This window comes from Curtobacterium sp. MCJR17_020, assembly GCF_003234365.2.
In the GTDB taxonomy this organism is placed as follows: Bacteria; Actinomycetota; Actinomycetes; order Actinomycetales; family Microbacteriaceae; genus Curtobacterium.
The window spans coordinates 1256320-1276104 of sequence record NZ_CP126260.1 but is presented as its reverse complement, the minus strand read 5'-3'; the positions used below and the strand labels follow the sequence as shown (position 1 = coordinate 1276104).

Genomic DNA, 19785 nt, shown 5'->3' with positions numbered 1-19785 from the left:
AGAATGGTTCCACCGTGACACGACCCACTCCCGCACCGCCGCGCCGCCGCCTGCTCGCCGACCTCACCCCGCTCCGCCGATCCCCCGCCTTCGCCCGGCTCTGGGCGGGCACCGCCATCGCCGGCATCGGCACGCAGATGACCACGGTGGCGGTCGGGCTCGAGGTGTACGAGATCACGCACTCCACCTTCGCGGTGGCGCTCGTGGGGGTCATCGCCCTGCTGCCGATGGTGGTCGCCGGCCTGTACGGCGGCATGCTCGCCGACGCCTTCGACCGCCGCACGGTCGCGCTCGTGTCGTCGATCATCGCCTGGGTCGCGGTCGCCCTCATCGCCACCCACTCGTGGCTCGGGCTGCACAGCGTCGCCCTGCTCTACGTCCTGGCGACCGTGAACGCCGTCGCAGCGACCGTCAGCAACGCCTCGCGCTCGGCGATCGTCCCGCGACTCGTCGGCACCGACCTGCTGCCCGCGGCGAGCGCCCTGGGCGGCATCGCCTCGGGGTTCCAGGTCACCGTCGGACCGGCCGTCGCCGGCGTCCTGATCGCGAGCGTCGGCTTCGCGCCGACCTACACGATCGACGTCGTCCTGTTCACCTTCGCGTTCCTCGGGGTGTTCACGCTGCCGCGGATGGCGGCCGACCACGGTGCCCTCCGCCCGGGGCTGAGCTCCCTGGTCGAGGGCGCGCGGTTCCTGCGGAGGTCGCGCAACATCACCATGACGTTCGTGCTCGACATCGTCGCGATGACGTTCGGCCAGCCCCGCGTCCTGTTCCCCGCGATCGGGGCGCTCGTGATCGGCGGCGGATCGATCACCGTCGGTACGCTCACGGCCGCCTACGCGATCGGCGCGCTGCTGTCGAGCGTCTTCTCCGGGCCCCTCGGGCACGTGCGCCGCCAGGGCGAGGCGGTCGGCTGGGCCATCACCGCGTACGGCGGCGCGATCGCGGCGTTCGGCGTCGTCATCGCGCTCGCGCACGTGCTCGGCGGACGCTCGGGCGAGTCGTTCTCCGTCGGGATCCTGCCCGCGCTCGGGTTGGCGGCGCTGTTCCTGGCGGCGGCCGGCGGTGCGGACAACGTCAGCTCGGTCTTCCGGAACACGATCCTGCAGGCGGCGTCGCCGGACGGGATGCGCGGGCGGCTGCAGGGCATCTTCATCGTCGTGGTCACCGGTGGACCGCGGCTCGGAGACCTCTACGCGGGCCTGGTCGTCGCGGCCGGCATCGCGTACCCGCCGATCATCGGCGGCGTGCTCATCGTGGCGCTCGTCGCGCTGCTCCTCCGCCTCGTCCCCTCCTTCCGCCGCTACGACGCCCTGCACCCCCACGCCAACTGACCCGCCGAGACTCGGGCCCACTGCGCCGAGTCTCGGCCTGAGCGACAGTGCTCGGCCCGCGGAGCGCGTGACCTGTCGCTCAGCCCGAGTCTCGGCAGCGGCCACCGGACGCGACCACGGGCCGGCCTGGAGGCGCGGGGCGGCGCCGCCCCGCGCCTCCAGGCCGTCACGTGTCGGGTACCGTACAACGCATGCCGGACAGCGCATCGCGCGATCTCCAGCGGACGGGAGTCCGCGCCGTCGTCCGGCGCACCTACCACTCGGTCATCCGGCACCGCGTCGTCGACGCGGCCGCGTCGCTGACGTTCTTCGCACTGCTGACCGTGTTCCCGACGGCGCTGACGGTGGTGTCCGCGCTGTCGATCGTGGACCGCGAGGGCGACAGCCTGTCCGACATCATCGGCGTGCTCGGGTTCATCCTGCGACCGGAGACGGCGGAGCACCTCGAGACCCCGCTGCGGCAGCTGCTGACCCTCGACAACCCGTGGCTCGGCTTCGCGATCGGTGTCGTGCTGACGCTGTGGTCGTTGTCCGGGTACGCGACGGCGTTCGGGCGCGCCATGAACACCTCGTACGAGGTCGAGGAAGGGCGGCGGATCTGGAAGTTCCGCAGCATGATGCTGCTCGTCACGCTGCTCGTGATGGTGGGCGGGGCGATCGCGATCGTCATCCTGCTCGGCACCCCGACGATCTCGGCGGCGATCGTCGCGTCGTTCGGTTGGGCGCCGTGGATCGACGACGTGTGGAACGTCGTGAAGTGGCCCGTGCTCGCCGCCGACCTGGTCGTGATGGTCGCGGTCCTGTACTACGCGACCCCGAACGTGAAGACGCCGCAGCTGCGGTGGGTGTCCGCCGGTGCCGCGTTCGCCATCGTCACGTGGGCCCTGGCGACGGTCGGCTTCGCGGTCTACGTCGAGACGATCGGCGGCGGCAACCGTGCGTACGGGTGGCTCGGCGGCGGGATCCTGCTGCTCGTCTACCTGTACATCTCGAACTTCGTGCTCGTGGTCGGCGGCGAACTCGACTCCGAGGTGATCCGGATGCGGCAGCTCCTGGCCGGCATCGAGGCCGACGAGTCGATCCGGTTGCCGCTGCGCGACGTGACGCGGAACTTCACGCTGGCCCGCTGGCGCGACGCCGACATCGCCGCGGCGCGGAACGTCCGGACCGCCGCGGCCCAGGTCGCCGCCGACGAGGACGCCGAGCCGACCCCGGCGCAGGAACACCTGCGCGACGTGGCCCAGCAGGTGCGCGTCGGCGAGGCACCGATGCCTTGAGGTGGTTGCGCTGGTTGCGCGGGTTGCGCGGGTTGCGCGGGTTGCGCGTCAGCGCTCGCGTGCCGCTTGGTCCAGCATCTCCTCGGTGACCACCGGGATCGCGCCGGTCGCGAGCTCGATGCCGGACAGCCGCGCCGGGCTCAGCACGCGCTGCACCTGGTCCTCGTCCATCAGGCCGGCCGCGACGACGAGCGTCGAGATCGGCGTCGACGTCGTCAGTGCCGTGTGCGCGATCGACGCCGCAGCCGCGTAGCCGATGTACGGGGTCAGTGCCGTGACCACCCCGACGTTCGTGTCGACCTGCGCCGCGAGCTTCGCCTCGTTCGCCTCGATGCCCGTCACGCAGTGCTCGCGCAACGTCGCACAACCCCGTGACATCCACTGCAGCGACTGCAGGATCGAGTGCGCGATGATCGGCTCGAACGCGTTGAGCTGGAGCTGGCCGCCCTCGGCCGCCATCGTCACGGTGGTGTCGGCGCCGACCACGGCGAACGCGATCTGGTTCACGACCTCGGGGATCACCGGGTTCACCTTGCCCGGCATGATCGACGAGCCCGCCTGGCGCGCCGGCAGGGTGATCTCGCCGAGACCCGCCTGCGGCCCGGACGCGAGCAGCCGCAGGTCGTTGCAGATCTTCGAGAGCTTCGCGGCACTGCGCTTCACCGTGCCGGACAGCGTCATGAAGGCGCCGGCGTCGCTCGTCGCCTCGATCAGGTCCGGCGCCGTCACGACGTCGATGCCACTGGCGTCCTGCAGCTGCCGGCGGACCTCGTCGCGGTAGAGCGGGTCCGCGGTGATCCCGGTGCCGATCGCCGTCGCACCGAGGTTCATCTCGGCCAGCAGCGGCAGGACCTTGCGGAGCAGGTCGGCGTCCTCCTGGATCGTGTGCGAGAAGCCGGTGAACTCCTGCCCGAGGGTCATCGGCACGGCGTCCTGCAGCTGCGTCCGGCCGACCTTGAGCACGTCGGCGAAGGCGTTCCCCCGCTCGGCGAACGCCGCGGAGAGCTGCTCGAGCTGCTCGATGAGCCGCCGGGCGGAGAAGATCATCGCGATCTTGATGCTCGTCGGGTACGTGTCGTTCGTCGACTGGCTGCGGTTCACGTGGTCGATCGGGTGCAGGTACCCGTAGTCGCCCCGTTCGCGGCCGAGGAGCTCGAGTGCCCGGTTCGCCAGGACCTCGTTCGTGTTCATGTTCGTGCTCGTGCCGGCACCGCCCTGCACGATGTCGACGACGAACTGCTCACGCAGGGCACCGTCCCGCACCTCCTGCGCAGCGCGGTCGATGGCGTCGGCGCGCTCGTCGTCGAGGACCCCGATCGCCCGGTTCGCCCGCGCCGCCGCCTGCTTCACGGTGGCGAGCGCCTCGATGAGGTCCGGGTACACCGAGATCGGCACCGACGTGATCGGGAAGTTCTCCAGGGCCCGCAGGGTGTTGATGCCCCAGTACGCGTCGATCGGGACCTCGCGCGACCCCAGCGAGTCGCTCTCGGTACGGGTCTGCGCCCCGGTGGGGGCCTGTGCTGCTTCGTTGCCGGTCACACGTCGAGGCTAACCCAGTCCGTCCGGCCGGTCCGGGAACGAACTCGGGGTGTGCCGGGGGCGTGCCGGGCGGAAGCGCGCGCATGGTGAGCAGGAATGGTCGGGTCGCCGGACGGCACTCGACCGTTTCTGCTCACGAAGCGTCGACCGCGTCAGCGGGCGACCGCCCGCGTCAGTGGAACTGGGGGACGATGAGGTAGATGCCGTACAGCACGACGGCACCGCAGACCGCGTAGCAGAGGATCGCGAGCGCACGGAAGGCACGCACCGCGGTCGTCGCTCCGGCGGGGTTCGGGAACCCGGCGGTCGCCGGACCGATCGTGCCGTCGTCCTTCACGGTGAACTTGCCGGCGCGGGTGTCCGCGGCGCTCCAGAACCGGAGACCGACGGAGTACACGGCGACGACGAAGCACGACGAGACCACGGCGACGAGCGCCACGGTGAGGAACGCGAACCAGTCAATTCCCATCAGCGACGGCCTCCCTTGCGTGCGGCCATGCGGCGGAGCGTGCGCTCGCGGCTCAGCGCTGCGCGGCGGTCCGCGACGGCGTCGGCGCGCTTCTTGCGCTGCAGGTCGCGCAGTTCCTTGCGGGTGTACACGGCGTTCGCGGCGACGTCGACCTCGATGGCCGAGGCCTGCTCGTGCGGCTTCCGGAGCGACCACAGGTACAGGCCGAGGATCACGGCGGCACCGACGATCGCGTCGATGACGAGCCCGATGACACCCAGGCGTGCGATGCCCGAGGCCACCGCGCCCACGGCTGCGGCGGCGGGCAGCGTGATGAACCAGGCGATGACGATCTTGCCGGCGGTGGACCACTGGATCTTCGAGCCGCGGCGGCCGAGCCCGGCACCGATGATCGAGCCGGAGGACACCTGCGTGGTCGAGAGCGCGAAGCCGAGGTGGCTGGACGCCAGGATCGTCGCGGCGGTCGAGGCCTCGGCAGCGAAGCCCTGGGTAGCACGGATCTCGGTGATGCCGGACCCGAGCGTGCGGATGATGCGCCACCCGCCCGTGTAGGTACCGAGGGCGATCGCCAGGGCACAGGCGACGACGACCCAGAACTGCACGCCCTGGTTCGACGACTGCGCCCCCGAGGCGATCAGCGTCAGCGTGATGACACCCATCGTCTTCTGGGCGTCGTTCGTGCCGTGGGCGAGCGACACCATCGACGAGGTGAAGATCTGCCCGACGCGGAAGCCGCCGCGCTCGTTCGGGAAGACCGGGCGCTTCGTGATCCGGTACGCGATGCGTGTCGACAGGAACGACACCAGCGACGCGATCACCGGGGACGCGAACGCCGGGATGATGACGACCGTCAGCAGCGCGACGTAGTTCACGGACTGGAACCCGGCACCGACGATCGCGGCTCCGATCAGTCCACCGAACAGCGCGTGCGACGACGACGAGGGCAGCCCGCGGAGCCACGTGATCATGTTCCACACGACCGCTCCGATGAGCCCCGCGAAGATCATCTCCGGTGAGATCGCGACGCCGCCCGGGCCCTCGTTGATGAGGCCGTGCGAGATCGAGGTCGCCACCGCGGTGCTGAGGAACGCACCGACGAGGTTGAGCACCGCGGCGACCGTGACCGCGACCTTGGGCTTCATGGCCCCGGTCGCGATCGGAGTCGCCATCGCGTTGGCGGTGTCGTGAAAACCGTTTGTGAAGTCGAAGAAGAGGGCCAACGCGATGACCAGGACGACTATGAGTGTGATGTCCACCGCGGGCCAGTGTTCCCCATCGACGGCCTCCGGAGCAAACCTGATCGGCAACCTGCTGTTCACCGGAGCTTCAGACTCGTTCAGATTCGGGACCATGCCGATGCGAGAATGAGTCCCATGGACACCGTCGAGCTCCTCATCCTGTTGGTCGGATCGCTCGCGGTGACCGGGTTCGCACGGGCGAAGGGCCTCCCCGCTCCCCTGCTCGTGACGGCGGTCGCGCTCGCAGCGTCGTTCCTGCCGGGGCTGCCCGCGATGGAGATCGACTCCGAGGTGATCCTGACGGTGATCCTGCCGCCGCTGCTCTACTCGGCGGCGCTCGACGTGTCGTGGCAGAGCTTCCGCACGTCGATCAAGCAGATCCGGCGTCTCGGCATCTTCCTGGTCATCGTGACGGCACTCGTGGTCGGCGCGGTGGCGTACTTCCTGATCCCGGACATGACCCTGCCCGCGGCGATCCTGCTCGGTGCGATCGTGGCCCCGCCGGACGCCGTGTCCGCCGCCGCGATCGGTCGCAAGCTCGGGCTCCCCCGCCGGGTGATGACGGTGCTGTCCGGCGAGAGCCTGATCAACGACGCTGCCTCCCTGACCCTGGTGCGCGTGTTCACCCTGATCATCGCGGGGACGTCGCTGACCATCTGGCAGGACCTCGGCATCTTCGGCCTGGCGATCGGCGTCGGCCTGGCCGTCGGCATCGTGCTCGGTGTCGTCGTGCACTGGATCCGGATGCGGCTCAACGACCCCGTGGTCGAGACGATCATGAGCATCCTGCTGCCCTTCGTCGCCTACATCCTGGCCGAGGACCTCTCCGGTTCCGGCGTGATCGCGGTCGTCACGGCCGGCCTGTACATCGGCTACAACTCGCCGAAGGAGGGCTACGCCACCCGCCTGCAGGAGCGCCCGCTGTGGACCAGCATCGACGTCATCCTCGAGGGCTTCGTCTTCGCCCTGATCGGCCTGCAGCTCAACACCGTGGTGCAGGACCTGGTCGAGAGCGAGCGGAGTCTCGGCCAGACGCTCACCGCCGCCGCCGTGGTGCTCGGCGTCGTGATCCTGGTGCGGCCCCTCTTCATCTTCGAGTCGTACGTGCGCAACCGCTTCAACGGGCGATGGCTCCGTCCGCTGCGCATCAAGCTCTCCCGCGGCCACCCGTCACTGCGGTGGATGCGCGGGACGGCCGAGCCGAAGCTCAACTGGCGCGAGCTCACCGTCATCTCGTGGACGGGCATGCGCGGCGTGGTGACCCTCGCCGCAGCGGTGTCCGTGGTCGCGAGCCCGACGCAGATCCCCGCGCAGGACACGATCTTCATCATCGCGTTCTTCGTGACCGTCGGCACCCTGCTGTTGCAGGGCCTGACCCTGCCCTTCGTCATCCGCGCGCTCAAGGTGCAGGACCCGGCCGAGGGCGAGGAGGACGTCCGCAGCGAGATGCGGCTGAACCAGCGCACGACCGAGGCCGCGATCGAGCTGCTCGAGAAGCGACGGCCGGACTGGTCGAAGCAGTACGGCGCCGTCGCCGTGGACTCCGTGGTGAACCGGCTGAAGGCACGGCTCGAGCGGCAGGTCGAGACCTTCCGGCAGGACGCCGAGGAAGAAGAGGTCGAGGAGCGCAACGCCCCGATGCGCCTGCGTGGCTCGCAGATCCAGGACATCCGGCGCGAACTGCTCGACCGACGGCGCGAGATCGTGCTCGAGGAACGCGAGAAGGGCAACCTCGACGAAGAGGTCATGCGTCGCGTGCTCGTGACCCTCGACGCCGAAGAACTCGCGATGGACTCGGCGCAGGCGTCACGCAGTCGCTCCTGAGCGGCTCGGCGTATCCTGGCGCTCCGTCCGAGAACAGGAGCACAGCGCGAACGTGAGCACGCCGCGGAACGACGTCAACAGGAACGACGACACCCCGGAACGTCCCGGAGCGTCCCGGCCGACGTCGGCCCCGAAGCCACGCAGCACCCGCCCCTCGGCCCGTGGCACGAAGCCCCGTCGCGGCGCGAAGGTCGCCGGTTCCACCCGACCGACACCGCGTCGCCAGGCCCCCGTTCCGGAGCCGCAGCAGCACGGCGCGTACCGCCGCTGGTACTCGACGTTGCACCCGTCGCTCCAGCTCATCGGGTTGCAGCTCTGGATGCCGCTGTTCTTCATCGTCGGCTTCTGCCTCTGCTACGTCTTCGCGTTCCACGCCCCGCACCCGCACGACGTCCCGATCGCGCTGATCGGCAGTGACCCGACCCTCGTCGCCGCGGTGCAGAAGGCCTTGCCGGGCGAGTTCGTGTTCCACACCTACGACTCCCTGGCTGCGGCGAAGCGGGACGTGCTCGCCGGCTCGATGGCGGTCGCGTACGACCCGTCCACGAACGAGTTCTTCAAGGCGAGCGCGCACCAGTTCCAGGTCGCGAGCCTCGTGCCGGCGACACTGAGCGCGGTGCTCACGGGCATCGGCGTCGCGACCCCGAAGACCACCGAGCTCGCTCCCCTGCCCGCGTGGGACGAGTACGGCACCGTCCCGATGTACGTGATGCTCGCCTGGTGCATCGGCGGCTACATGGTCGCGATGTTCATCGGGATCATGGGCGGTCCGCTCCGGCACCGCACCCGCATGACCGTCATCGTCGTCGGCGGCCTCGTCATCTCCCTCATCACGAACACGCTCGCCGGTCCGGTCGTCGGCGCCATCCACGGCCACTGGATCCAGCTCGTGCTCATCGCGTGGGGGTGGATCGTCGCGATCGGTCTCGCCGTCAACGGGCTGAGCTACTTCGTCGGCCGGTTCATCGCCGCCCCCGCCATGATCTGCTTCGTGTTCCTGTCGATGCCGTCGTCCGGCGGGGCGTACCCGAAGTGGTTCATGCCGGAGCCGTTCGCCTGGCTGAACAACGTCGTCGTCGGGTCGAGCATGGTCGACATGATCAAGCACCAGATCTACGGCGTCGGCCCCGGCCCCGCCCGCGGTCTGATCACGATGGGCTGCTACGCCGCGGTCGGCCTCGTGCTCATGTACTTCGGCAAGAAGTGGTGGGAGCGGCGACGCATCCGCGCCATCGTCACGGGCCGGACCACGATGTTCCAGGACGCCAACACCGCGAACCGTGAGTTCCTGGGCAAGGAACGCGACGCCGAGCTCGAGCGCCACGGCCTCGAGTCCACCGAGACGGGCACCCTGAGCGTCCTGAGCGACGACGACTGGGAGGACGCCCGCGTCGGCGGTGACGTCTTCACGGGTGGCCGCGACGGCCTCGAGACCGAGACCACCCCCACCGGCCGCATCCCCGTGGTGCGGACCGGGGAGCGGGCGGGAGGCGCGGGGACCGGACCGCGCACGCGTCCCGTCCCACGCACCGGGGGCTCCAGGGCACCGGCTCGGTCCGACACGTCGGCCCGAGTCGACACGTCGGACGGGCCGCCGCACGGCCGCCACGCGGACCGGTGAGGCGTCGGCGGCGCGTATCCTGGGGGGCATGAACCCCCGCATCACCTGGCACCGCGTCCTCGTCACCGTCGTCGTCGTGCTCCTCGTGCTGACGGTCGGCTTCTACGTCGCGAGCATCGTGCTCGCGCCCGCCGACGGCCGGAACACCGCCGGGCTCTTCGTCGGCTGGGCGATGTTCGCCATGGTCGGCGCCATCGTGTTCGGGATCATCGACTTCTTCGTCCGGCCCCTCGGTGGTCGCAGCGGAGACGCCGAGGTCATCGCCGCCGCCGAGGAAGCACGCACCGGCAGCACCCGCACCCAGCAGACCCGCTGACCGGCTCTACGCGGGTGTCTCGACACCCGTCCCGGTGAAGCCCGCGACCGTCGCGTCGTCGTCGGCGAACGTGAAGCGTGCACGCACCGAGCCCCCACGGAGCACCCCCGGCAGCCAGTACTTCGCGTCGTCCCACATCGCCTCGTAGGGGACGTCGGCGACGGGGATCCACCGCGGCTCGAGCTCGTCGGAGCCCGACGGGATGCCCTGCCAACGGCGGCACACGAAGACGTCCGAGACCTGGGACCAGGACGGCCGGTACGGGAACCGGTAGTCCAACGTGCCACGGGCCTCCAGGTCGACCGTCTCGAGACGCAGGCCGACCTCTTCGCGCACCTCGCGCACGGCGGTCTCGACCGCCGTCTCACCGGGCTCGCGCTTGCCGCCCGGGCCGACCAGCCGGCCGGTACCGAGGCCGCGGCGCTTCTCCCCGAGCAGGACCTCCGGCCCGCCGTCGCCGTCGCGCAGCAGGTAGACGACGACCACTCGGGGGTGCTGGGACTTGCTCTCGTCGCGCGGGGTCACCCGTCCAGTCTGGCCGAAGATGTGTCGTACGCTCTTCCCATGGCAGGCGTGCTGCGGGGGCACCATGGCTGAGCCCCGCAGGACCGGGCGCAGCCTCGAAGTGCTGCGCGCCGAGGCTGCCGAGGAGATCTCGATGCTCGTCGAGCACCGGAGCCGCCAGGGCGAGGACCCGTGGGAGTTCATGCCGACGCTCCCCACGGTGGACGAGCAGGTCGTGCTCATCCTGCGGGCCGACGCGGTCGACCTCGACGCCGCGATCGGCAAGCGGCATGCCCAGTGGTCGATGCACCCCGCGTCCGGTCAGGGCACCGTCCTCGGCGAGGAGTACCACCGGTTGCGCCGCATCGCGCTGCAGCACCCCGAGTTGACGCCGGCGGTGTGGAAGCTCATGGGTGCCCTGCCCGACGCGAGCTGACGTCCACGCACAACGTGCGCGGACGCGCGTGCGGTTGGATGGACGCATGACCGAAACCGTGCTCGCGATCCTCAACCAGCCCTCCCGCGACGCCGCGCCGCACGACCCCGCAGCGGACGCCTTCACCTGGGCGAAGCCGCTCGAGGAGCACCTGCAGGTGCAGGACCTCGGCGTCACCCGGGGCGACGGCGTGTTCGAGACGATCACGGTGGTCGACGGTCGTCCGCAGGCCCTGGAGGCGCACCTCGCCCGGTTCGGCCGCTCCGCCGCGTTGCTCGACCTGCCCGCGCCGGACCCCGACGCCTGGCGGCAGGCGATCGAGGCCGTCTGCGCCCGGCTCGACCCGGTCCGCGAGGCCTTCGCGAAGACCGTCCTGACCCGTGGCGTCGAGGGCACCGACCGTCCGACCGGCTGGGTCTACGCCGCGCCGTCCGCCGACTCGACCGCCGCACGCACCGAGGGCATCTCCGTCGTCGTGCTGGACCGCGGCTACCGCCATGACGTCGAGCGCACCTCGCCGTGGCTGCTGCAGGGCGCGAAGACCCTGTCGTACGCCGTCAACATGGCCGCCCTGCGCGAGGCCGCCCGGCGCGGTGCCGACGACGCCCTGTTCGTGTCGAGCGACGGCTACGTGCTCGAGGGCACGCGCGCGAACCTGATCCTGAAGGTCGGCGACCGGCTCGTCACGCCGCGCACCGACATCGGGATCCTGGCCGGCACCACGCAGGCCGACGTCTTCCGCTTCGCCGAGCAGGAGGGCATCGAGACCGCCTACGAACTCGTCACGCTCGCCGACCTGCAGGCCGCCGACGCACTCTGGCTCGTGTCGAGCGTCCGGCAGGCGGCACCGATCCGCTCCGTGAACGGCGACGCCCGTGCGATCGACGCGGACCTGACGGACCGCATCAACGAGTTCCTGCTCGCTCGCGAGGTCTGAGCCGGCCGGGTCCGCCGGCCGTCACCACCCAGCGCCCCCGGCGCCACGGACGGGAGGCCCGGATCGCGACGTGCAGGCACGTCGCGATCCGGGCCTCCCGGCTCTCCCCCGCTACCAGCGCGGGGTGGTGACGCCGACGCCGTCCGCCCACTCGAAGACCTGACGGCCGTCGATCCAGACGCGCGTCGCGCGACTGGTCGCGTCGAGCGGATCGCCGTCCCAGAGCACGAGGTCCGCGTCGTGGCCCACGGCCAGCCGACCGACGCGGTCACCGAAGCCCAGGAACTCGGCCGGGTTGACGGTGAGCGCCTCGAGCGCGGTCTGCGCGGGCAGACCCTCCTTCACCGCGGCCGTGGCCTGGTCGACGAGCATGCCGATCGGCACGACGGGGGCGTCGGTGGTGATCGCGACCCGGACGCCGGCGGCGGCGATGGTGGCGAGGTTCGGGATGCCTCGGTCACGGAGCTCCACCTTCGAGCGGCTCGTGAACAGCGGGCCGTAGATGACCGGGATGTCCTTCTCGGCGAGCAGGCTGGCGATCTTGTGCGCCTCGGTGCCGTGGTTCACGACGAGTCGGTACCCGAACTCCTCGGACAGCCGGATGGCGGTCGCGATGTCGTCGTGGCGGTGGGTGTGCTGGTCCCAGACGAGTTCGCCGTCGAGGACCCGGACCAGTGCCTCCTTCGTCAGGTCACGCGCGAACGGCTCACCCTTCGCGGCGGCGGCGTCACGGGCGGCACGGTAGTTCTGGGCCTCGACGAAGGCGTCACGGATGATCTTCGCGACGCCGAGGCGCGTCGACGGCGTCTGGCCCTTGCCGCCGTACACCCGCTTCGGGTTCTCGCCGAGCGCGCTCTTGATGCTCACCGAGTCCGAGATGAGCTGTTCGTCGACGGTGCGCCCGCCCCAGGTCTTGATGGCGACGGTCTGGCCGCCGATCGGGTTGCCGGACCCCGGCTTCACGACGATGCTCGTGATGCCCCCGGCGAGCGCGTCGCGGAAGCCCTCGTCGTCGATGTCGATCGCGTCGATCGCGCGGACCCCGGCCATGTTCGGGCCGGTCATCTCGTTCGTGTCGTTGCCGGCCTCACCGTTCGCCTCCTCGTGGATGCCGACGTGGCCGTGCGACTCGACGAACCCGGGGACGAGCCACGCACCGGCTGCGTCCACCACGGTGATCCCCGGGGGCGGTGTGACGTCCGGGCCGATCGCGGTGATGCGGCCGTCCTCGACGACGACCGCGCCGCCGTCGAAGGCGGGAGCGGAGACGGGGACGACGTGGGCACCGGTGATCGCGAAGGAGTTGCTCATGCCACCAACGCTACGCGGACGGCACGCACGCGAAATACGAACTCCTGGCGTCGGGCATCCGGAGGTCCCTACGCTCGCGGCATGGCACATCGGATCGAGCCCGCGCACCTCCTCGGCACGTCGCCCGCACCCGGCAGCTGGCCCGTGCACGGCAGTGCCGAGCGTCCGTGGCGCAGTTCCCGTCGGGGCTCCCGTGCCGACCGGATGACCACGTCGGTCCGGGTGTCGCTGCCGCCGCGGATCGCCCACGCCCGGTGGGTCCCCTGCGCCGACGACGAGGCGCTCCTCGACCGCGCCGCGGCGGCCCTGCGGTCGCTCGACGTCCACCACGGTTCCCGGCTCGCGCCCCTCGGGTCGGTGATCGGTCGGACCGAGGCCGTCGCTTCGTCGCGGATCGAGGACGAGTCCGCGTCGCTCGACGACTGCGCCCGAGCACTCGTGGGCATCCGCGCGAGCCCGACTGCGACCATCGTCGTCCGCGCCGCCGGTGCGATCGAGGGGTTGGTCGCGGCAGCGGACACGGGCGTGATCACCGAGGCCGCGCTGCTCGAGGCGCACCGGCTGCTCATGCGCGACGACCCGGTCGACGGGCCGGACGCCGGGCGCTACCGCAGCGTCCAGAACTGGATCGGTGGCGGTGACACCCCGCGGCTGGCGACGTACGTCCCGCCGCCGCCGGAGCTCGTCGCGCCGCTCATGACCGACCTCTTCGCGTTCCTGCACCGGACGGACCTGCACCCGATCGCCCAGGCTGCGATCGGGCACGCTCAGTTCGAGTCGATCCACCCGTTCACCGACGGCAACGGCCGGATCGGACGGGCGATGATCAGCGCCGTGCTGCGACGCCGGGGCGTCACGACGACGGTGACCGCACCGATCGCCACCGCGCTCGCAGCGGATCGGAGCCGGTACTTCCGGCACCTCGAGCGGTACCGCGACGGGGTCGTGGACGCCCTCGTGGCAGACGTCGCGATCGCCATCGGCACCGTGTGCGACGAGGCGACCGTGACCGCCCTGCTGCTCGACGAGCACGCGGCCGACCGGATGGCGGGTCCGTGTGCCACGAGAGCCCACGCAGTCGTCGGGCGGGCGCTGTCCGACGACCCGGTCCTGACCGAGACCCGGCTGCAAGGCCTCCTCGCCGGTGTCGCCGGCGGACCGGTCGACGACGACCTGGCCGGCACCGTGGCCACAGACCTCGTCCGCGCCGGAGTGCTGCGTCCGGTCACCGAACGGCGGCGTGACCGTGCTTGGGTCGCACCGGCCGTCGTGGACGAGCTCGAGGCCTTCGAGCAGCGGGTCCGCGCGGGGATGGCCGGGCGGACGCGGTCCGACCGGTTCCGGGCGGGGCGGCCGGGCGGACGCGGTGCGACCGGTTCCGGGCGGCGGCGTGACGCCCTGCTCGCCACGGGGCCGTGCGCATAGGGTGGGACGGTGAGCACCGAGCACTCCCAGGCCACCCCGCCCACCGCCGCCAAGCGGCCCGTGACGCGGACCCACCATGGCATCGACTTCGTCGACGACTACGAGTGGCTGCGTGACAAGGAGTCGCCGGACACCCTCGCCTACCTCGAGGCCGAGAACGCCTACACCGACGCTGCCACCGACCACCTCGCCCCGCTGCGCGACCGCGTCTTCGCCGAGGTCAAGAACCGGGTGCAGGAGACGGACCTCTCGGTGCCGGTGCGCATGGGCGACTGGTGGTACTTCACCCGCACGGCCGAGGGCAGCCAGTACGGCGTGCATTGCCGCGCGCCGATCGCCGGTCCGGACGACTGGACCCCGCCGGCCGTCGTCGAGGGCGAGTCGACCCTCCCCGGTGAGCAGGTCGTCCTCGACGGCAACGCCCTGGCCGACGGCCGCGAGTTCTTCTCCCTCGGCACCTACGACATCAGCGACGACGGCACCCGCCTGGTCTACGGCATCGACGTCGAGGGCGACGAGCGGTACACCCTGCACGTGCGCGACCTGGCCTCCGGCACCGACCTCGGCGACGCCATCCCGAACACCGGGGCCGGCGCGACGTTCGACCCGGCCGGCCGCTACGTCTTCTACCCGACGGTCGACGAGTCGTGGCGTCCGGACAAGATCTGGCGGCACGCAGTCGGCACGGCAGCGTCCGACGACGTCCTGGTCTTCGAGGAACCCGACGACCGCTACTGGGTCGGCGTCGGCGTCACCCGGTCGTCGCAGTACATCGTCATCGAGCTCGGGTCGAAGATCACGTCCGAGGCCCTGGTGCTCGACGCCGCCGACCCGACCGGCGAGTTCCAGGTCGTGTGGCCGCGACGCGACGGCGTCGAGTACGAGATCGAGCACGCCATCGTCGGCGGCAGCGACCGGTTCCTGGTGCTGCACAACGACGGTGCCGAGAACTTCGAGCTCGTCGACGTCCCCGCCGACGACCCCACGTCCGAGCGCGACCGCCGGGTCGTGGTGGCGCACCACACCGAGCGCCGCATCGAGTCCGTCGACGCCTTCGCCGGGCACCTCGCGCTCGAGTACCGCTCCGAGGCGCTCCCCCGCATCGCGATCATCCCCATCGAGGGCGACGGGTACGGCGACGCGCACGAGGTCCCCTTCGACGAAGCACTGTTCTCGGCCGGGCTCGGCGGCAACCCCGAGTGGGACCAGCCGACGCTCCGCATCGGGTTCACGTCCTTCGTGACCCCGTCCGAGGTCAGCGACCTGGACCTGGCGACCGGCCAGGTGACGGTCCTGAAGCGCCAGCCGGTGCTCGGCGGCTACGACCCCGCCGACTACGCGCAGGAGCGCGACTGGGCCACCGCGTCGGACGGCACCCGCGTGCCGATCTCGCTCGTCTGGCGCCGCGACGCCGTCGACGCGGACGCCCCCTCGCCGCTCCACCTGTACGGCTACGGCTCGTACGAGCACTCCATCGACCCGGGCTTCAGCGTCATGCGCCTGTCGATGCTCGACCGCGGCGTCGTCTTCGCGGTCGCCCACGTGCGCGGTGGCGGCGAGATGGGCCGGCACTGGTACGAGAACGGCAAGACCCTGACGAAGAAGAACACGTTCACCGACTTCGTCGCGGTCGCCGACCACCTGATCGAGTCCGGCCGCACCACGGCGGACCGGCTCGTGGCCGAGGGCGGCAGCGCCGGCGGGCTCCTGATGGGTGCGGTGGCGAACATCGCACCGGACCGGTTCGCCGGCATCGTCGCCGCCGTGCCGTTCGTCGATGCGCTCACGAGCATCCTCGACCCCGATCTGCCCCTGACCGTCATCGAGTGGGACGAGTGGGGTGACCCGCTGCACGACGCCGAGGTCTACCGCTACATGAGCGAGTACACCCCGTACGAGAACGTCCGCGACGACGTGCAGTACCCGCGGATCCTCGCCGTGACGTCGATCAACGACACCCGTGTGCTCTACGTCGAGCCGGCGAAGTGGACCGCGAAGCTGCGCGAGGTCGGGGCGCCGGTGCTGCTGAAGACCGAGATGTCCGCGGGTCACGGTGGTGTGAGCGGTCGGTACGCCTCGTGGAAGGAGCGGGCGTTCGAACTGGCTTGGCTGCTCGACGTGCTCGGGCTCGCAGACGAAGAGCCCGCGCCCGCGAGCGGCGCGCCCCTCGCACTCGGATGAGCACTGCCCTGCTGGTGATCGACGTCCAGGCCGGGGTGGTCCGCTCCTGCCTCGACGCCGACGCCGTGGTTGCACGTATCCATGCCCTCGTGACGCGAGCTCGCTCCGAGGGGGTCCCCGTCGTCTGGGTGCAGGACGAACAGGACTTCCCGTACGGCACCGACGACTGGCAGCTCGCGGGCCCGCTCGTCCGCGATGCCGTCGAACCGCTCGTGCGCAAGACCTACCGGGACTCGTTCGTCGACACGGACCTGCGCGCTGTCCTCGACCGGCTCGACGTCACGCACCTCGTGATCGTGGGGGCGCAGACGGACTACTGCGTCCGCACCACCGCGGGGCGAGCGGCGGCTGAAGGGTACGACGTCTCACTCGTCGCCGACGCCCACACGACGACCGATGCCGAACACGACGGCGTCACGGTGCCGGCGGCGCACGTCATCGCCCACACCAACATGTACTGGTCGGGGCTGCGCTACCCGGGTCGGCGGTTCCGGGTGCCGGAGTCGGCGTCGGTCGACTTCGGCGACTGAGCGCCACGCTCTTCGTGAGCAGGGATGGTCCGCTGCCCACAGGCAACCGACCATTTCTGCTCACCGAGCGAACGCCCGCGGCGAAGCGCAGCGCGCGGCTCACACGCGGTTGAGCGCGTGCACCGCCTCGTCGTAGGACTCCTCGGCCAGGCGTACCCGGTCCCCCGCGAGCACGCCGTACCCGAACGTCCCCTCGCCACCGCGTTCGGCGATCGCCGCGTTGGTCCGCAGCGCATCGAGGGCGTGCAGCGACCGGACGCGCTCGGTCAGTACATCGGCCGCGCTGCCGATCCGCTTCCAGAGCGCGTGCGGGAACGCGTCGTCGCCGAGGACGTCCATCGCCATCCGCGCCCGCATCGTGCCCTGCCAGGCGGCTTCGGTGGTCGCACGGTCGGCGGCCTCACGCTCGGCGGCGGTGTCCGAGGTGTCATCGGCGACCGCGGCCCGGACGAGCTCGCGGATGTGCGGCTTCACGACGGCGCCGACGTCCTGTGCGACCTTCTTCGGCGAACGGAGCGACCACTCGGTCGGGGTCGGTCGTTCGACGGCGTCGTCGAGCGCGTCGAGCAGTTCGAGGAACGGCTCGCCGTGCACGAACGCGACGACGTCCCGCACCGACTGGTCGCGACGCTCACGGGTCGACGCCAGGATGCGTTCGCGGGTCATCGAGTCGACCAGGTCGTCCTGCGCCGGGGTCGACGCTCGCGGCAGCCGGTCGATCAGGTACTCGTTGAGTGCTGCGCGCGCGGTCACGGCAGCCAGTCCGTCGGCCGCTTCGGCGGCACGGTCGACGGCGGCGCTGGCGGCGAACGCCGGACGGTACGCACCGAGGATCGAGGCGATCTCGAGGGCGGTCTCAGCCGTTTGCCGGAGGTCGGCCGCATCGCCGGCGCGGAGGCGCGATTCCTGGCCGAGCAGCGCAGCGCGCAGCTTCCGCAGCCGCTTCGCGAGGACGCGCGCGGTCGTGCCCTTGTCCGGCTTCTCCTCGGTCTGGAGGCGCGGTGCCGGTGCTCCTGCCAGCCCGCGTGCCAGCTTGGACGCGACGGCGGCGGGGCCGGCGCCGACGGCCGCGAAGCGCCCGTCGAGGGCCGCGAAGAGCTCGTGCGCGACCTGCGGGTCGACGTCGGCGACGGCCTCGACCTCGACCTCGCGCCAGGTGCGCGGCGTTTCGGGAGCGTCGTCGTCGAGGCGCTGCGCGGTCACCTGGTCGTCGGCGAGTTCGGCGACCTGGTCGCCGTCCTCGTCGAGCAGGCGGGTGACGGTGCGAGTGGTCGTGATGCGGACCACGGGGCGCAGGCCACGGCCACGGCGCTCGGTGAAGAGCGCCGCGAGGACCTCGGTCGGAACCGTGTCGGCGTCGTCGGTCAGCGGGAAGTGCTGCTCGTGGCGGACCGTGTCCGATTCGGAGCGCTTGATGTGCCACCCGGCATCGGGACCGCCGGTCCGGCGCCGGACCGTGACGCGCGCCGCCACCAGGTCGTACCGCTCGGTGTCCCAGTACGTCGCATCGAGCTCGAACGGCTCCTGGTGCTCGGTGCGGAGGATGCCACCGGCGCCGACGAGGTCGGGCAGGGCACCGCCCTCTGGCAGGTCGTAGGTGCGCTCGATCTCGAGGTGGGTGTCACTCACACGGTCTTGTCTACCAGGGCTTCGCCGTGCGCCTCGACCACCGCTGGCGCATCTGTGGAGAACCGTGACGCCACCACGGCTCCGACGACGGCGACCAGGAACGGGACGAGCTGCCCGATCCACGACACCAGCGCCATGGCGGAGTACGGGATCCCCGAGCCGTTCGCTGCTTCCGCGAGCGGGAACACCAGCACGGCAGCGACGACGGGCAGGACGAGGAGCGAGTACGTCCATACCGGTCGGTGGAGCACCACGAGCCAGACCGCGAGCAGCCCAGCCGCGATGACGCCGACCTGGACCGGGGCGTACACGGGGACGTTGAGCGAACCGGTCGTGATCGCCCACCACACGGCGGCGATGGCGAACACGGCAACAGCGCCGAGGACCCGGCGGCGGCGTGCGACGTCCGACACCAGGAGGACGCTCGTTGCGACAGCGGCGCCCGGCACCACCGCGAGCCCGATCCCGACCATGTCGAAGACCGGACGCGCCTCGGGCAGGCCGTTGTACCGCTGCAGGAGCGCGAGGACGCCCACCGAGACGACGAAGGACAGGACCGCGAGCGCGATGAGGACCGGGATCGTGCGGATGGTGTGCGGTGCAGAACGGACGGGTGTCGGCAGTGCGGTCATGGTGTCCCCCCAGGTGGAACGGTGGCCGGCACGTCGGTGGAACAGCGCCGTGGTGAAGGCGCCGAACGCGAGTGCGGTCGGCGAGAGGTCGAGTTCATGGGCATCGCGGACGTCGGCGAGCCACTGCTCGCGGCGGGCGGCGCGGTGTGCTGCGGGCGAGACCGCGACCGCGACCCCCACGAGCGCCCGGTCGAGCGCGCTCACGAGGTCACCGGCCGGTGGGCCGAGCGAGCCGGACGAGCAGGCGTCGCGGCGGACGGACGCGCCGCGACGAGGTCGCGTGCGGCGTCGACCCCGTCGGGCGTGAACTCGTAGAGCCGACGGCGCGGCCCGGGGCGGTCGGTCTCGTCGTCCCACGACGACGTGATCCACCCCTGCCGCTCGAGTCGTTCGAGGATCGGGTAGACGGTGCCGGCCTGGCGCCCGGTGGCCTTGATGACGAGCAACCCCCATGCCGGGCCGTCGACGGTCAGCAGTGCGTCGAGCACGTCGAGCGTCGGGGCGGTGATGCGTTGGATCGGATCCATGCGGCTTAACCTAGCTATATCGGATAAGCACGTCAAGGGCGTCCAGAAAGCGGGG

18 protein-coding genes are annotated in these 19785 nt (G+C 71.2%); 10 read left to right on the top strand and 8 right to left on the bottom strand.

Annotated features, from left to right (window positions below; translation table 11 throughout):
- Positions 1-14: 14 nt before the first annotated feature.
- Together DEJ14_RS06060 and DEJ14_RS06055 are read left to right on the top strand one after the other, a co-directional pair.
- Complete coding sequence (locus tag DEJ14_RS06060) at positions 15-1334, top strand: MFS transporter (RefSeq protein WP_111084568.1); 1320 nt, start codon at positions 15-17, stop codon at positions 1332-1334.
- Between the two features lie 191 nt (positions 1335-1525).
- Positions 1526-2611, top strand: a complete 1086-nt coding sequence (locus DEJ14_RS06055) for a YihY/virulence factor BrkB family protein (protein WP_111084567.1) — start codon at positions 1526-1528, stop codon at positions 2609-2611.
- Between the two features lie 48 nt (positions 2612-2659).
- Here the strand turns inward: DEJ14_RS06055 and DEJ14_RS06050 are convergent, their stop codons facing one another.
- The 3 genes from DEJ14_RS06050 to DEJ14_RS06040 form a co-directional block, all read right to left on the bottom strand.
- Positions 2660-4150, bottom strand: a complete 1491-nt coding sequence (locus DEJ14_RS06050; RefSeq protein ID WP_111084566.1) for an aspartate ammonia-lyase — start codon at positions 4148-4150, stop codon at positions 2660-2662.
- Between the two features lie 172 nt (positions 4151-4322).
- Positions 4323-4619 carry a hypothetical protein gene (locus tag DEJ14_RS06045; RefSeq protein ID WP_111084565.1) on the bottom strand — a complete coding sequence of 99 codons (297 nt, stop codon included), beginning with the start codon at positions 4617-4619 and terminating at the stop codon, positions 4323-4325.
- On the bottom strand, positions 4619-5875 hold the full coding sequence (locus DEJ14_RS06040; RefSeq protein WP_123673409.1) for an inorganic phosphate transporter: 1257 nt from the start codon (positions 5873-5875) through the stop codon (positions 4619-4621). The genes DEJ14_RS06045 and DEJ14_RS06040 overlap by 1 nt, the downstream gene beginning before the upstream one ends.
- Positions 5876-5992: 117 nt before the next feature.
- Between DEJ14_RS06040 and DEJ14_RS06035 the strand changes: the two genes are divergently transcribed.
- Genes DEJ14_RS06035 through DEJ14_RS06025 form a run of 3 tightly spaced genes read left to right on the top strand, consistent with a single transcriptional unit; the run spans position 5993 to position 9618 of the window.
- Positions 5993-7681, top strand: coding sequence for a cation:proton antiporter (locus tag DEJ14_RS06035; RefSeq protein WP_111084564.1), 1689 nt, complete (start codon positions 5993-5995; stop codon positions 7679-7681).
- Between the two features lie 52 nt (positions 7682-7733).
- On the top strand, positions 7734-9302 hold the full coding sequence (locus DEJ14_RS06030; RefSeq protein WP_111084563.1) for an ABC transporter permease: 1569 nt from the start codon (positions 7734-7736) through the stop codon (positions 9300-9302).
- A gap of 28 nt (positions 9303-9330) precedes the next feature.
- A complete protein-coding gene (locus DEJ14_RS06025; RefSeq protein ID WP_111084562.1) occupies positions 9331-9618 on the top strand; it encodes a hypothetical protein in 288 nt (95 codons plus the stop codon).
- A gap of 6 nt (positions 9619-9624) precedes the next feature.
- Here DEJ14_RS06025 and DEJ14_RS06020 read toward each other — a convergent pair whose 3' ends face one another.
- Positions 9625-10143: an 8-oxo-dGTP diphosphatase gene (locus DEJ14_RS06020; RefSeq protein WP_181437443.1), complete on the bottom strand. Its 519-nt coding sequence runs from the start codon at positions 10141-10143 to the stop codon at positions 9625-9627.
- 64 nt (positions 10144-10207) lie between these two features.
- On the opposite strand from DEJ14_RS06020, the gene DEJ14_RS06015 reads away from it, so the two are divergent.
- Together DEJ14_RS06015 and DEJ14_RS06010 are read left to right on the top strand one after the other, a co-directional pair.
- A complete protein-coding gene (locus tag DEJ14_RS06015; protein ID WP_111084560.1) occupies positions 10208-10558 on the top strand; it encodes a tryptophan synthase subunit alpha in 351 nt (116 codons plus the stop codon).
- A gap of 46 nt (positions 10559-10604) precedes the next feature.
- The gene (locus DEJ14_RS06010; protein ID WP_111084559.1) at positions 10605-11495 is read left to right on the top strand and encodes an aminodeoxychorismate lyase; all 891 of its coding nucleotides are present in this window, start codon (positions 10605-10607) and stop codon (positions 11493-11495) included.
- A gap of 111 nt (positions 11496-11606) precedes the next feature.
- On the opposite strand, the gene DEJ14_RS06005 is transcribed toward DEJ14_RS06010, so the two are convergent.
- The gene (locus DEJ14_RS06005; RefSeq protein ID WP_111084558.1) at positions 11607-12806 is read right to left on the bottom strand and encodes an amidohydrolase; all 1200 of its coding nucleotides are present in this window, start codon (positions 12804-12806) and stop codon (positions 11607-11609) included.
- Positions 12807-12887: 81 nt separating this feature from the next.
- On the opposite strand from DEJ14_RS06005, the gene DEJ14_RS06000 reads away from it, so the two are divergent.
- The 3 genes from DEJ14_RS06000 to DEJ14_RS05990 are packed head-to-tail and all read left to right on the top strand — an operon-like array spanning position 12888 to position 16942.
- Entirely contained in the window at positions 12888-14231 is a 1344-nt protein-coding gene (locus tag DEJ14_RS06000) for a Fic family protein (protein ID WP_284180406.1), read from the top strand.
- Between the two features lie 9 nt (positions 14232-14240).
- Complete coding sequence (locus DEJ14_RS05995; protein WP_111084556.1) at positions 14241-16412, top strand: S9 family peptidase; 2172 nt, start codon at positions 14241-14243, stop codon at positions 16410-16412.
- Positions 16409-16942: a cysteine hydrolase family protein gene (locus DEJ14_RS05990; RefSeq protein WP_111084555.1), complete on the top strand. Its 534-nt coding sequence runs from the start codon at positions 16409-16411 to the stop codon at positions 16940-16942. The genes DEJ14_RS05995 and DEJ14_RS05990 overlap by 4 nt, the downstream gene beginning before the upstream one ends.
- 99 nt (positions 16943-17041) lie before the next feature.
- On the opposite strand, the gene DEJ14_RS05985 is transcribed toward DEJ14_RS05990, so the two are convergent.
- The 3 genes from DEJ14_RS05985 to DEJ14_RS05975 are packed head-to-tail and all read right to left on the bottom strand — an operon-like array spanning position 17042 to position 19730.
- A complete protein-coding gene (locus DEJ14_RS05985) occupies positions 17042-18571 on the bottom strand; it encodes a CYTH domain-containing protein (RefSeq protein ID WP_181437442.1) in 1530 nt (509 codons plus the stop codon).
- Positions 18568-19407: a hypothetical protein gene (locus DEJ14_RS05980; RefSeq protein ID WP_181437441.1), complete on the bottom strand. Its 840-nt coding sequence runs from the start codon at positions 19405-19407 to the stop codon at positions 18568-18570. The genes DEJ14_RS05985 and DEJ14_RS05980 overlap by 4 nt, the downstream gene beginning before the upstream one ends.
- Positions 19404-19730 (bottom strand): PadR family transcriptional regulator, encoded by a 327-nt coding sequence (locus tag DEJ14_RS05975; RefSeq protein ID WP_111084553.1) that lies wholly within the window; start codon positions 19728-19730, stop codon positions 19404-19406. The genes DEJ14_RS05980 and DEJ14_RS05975 overlap by 4 nt, the downstream gene beginning before the upstream one ends.
- Between the last annotated feature and the right edge of the window lie 55 nt (positions 19731-19785).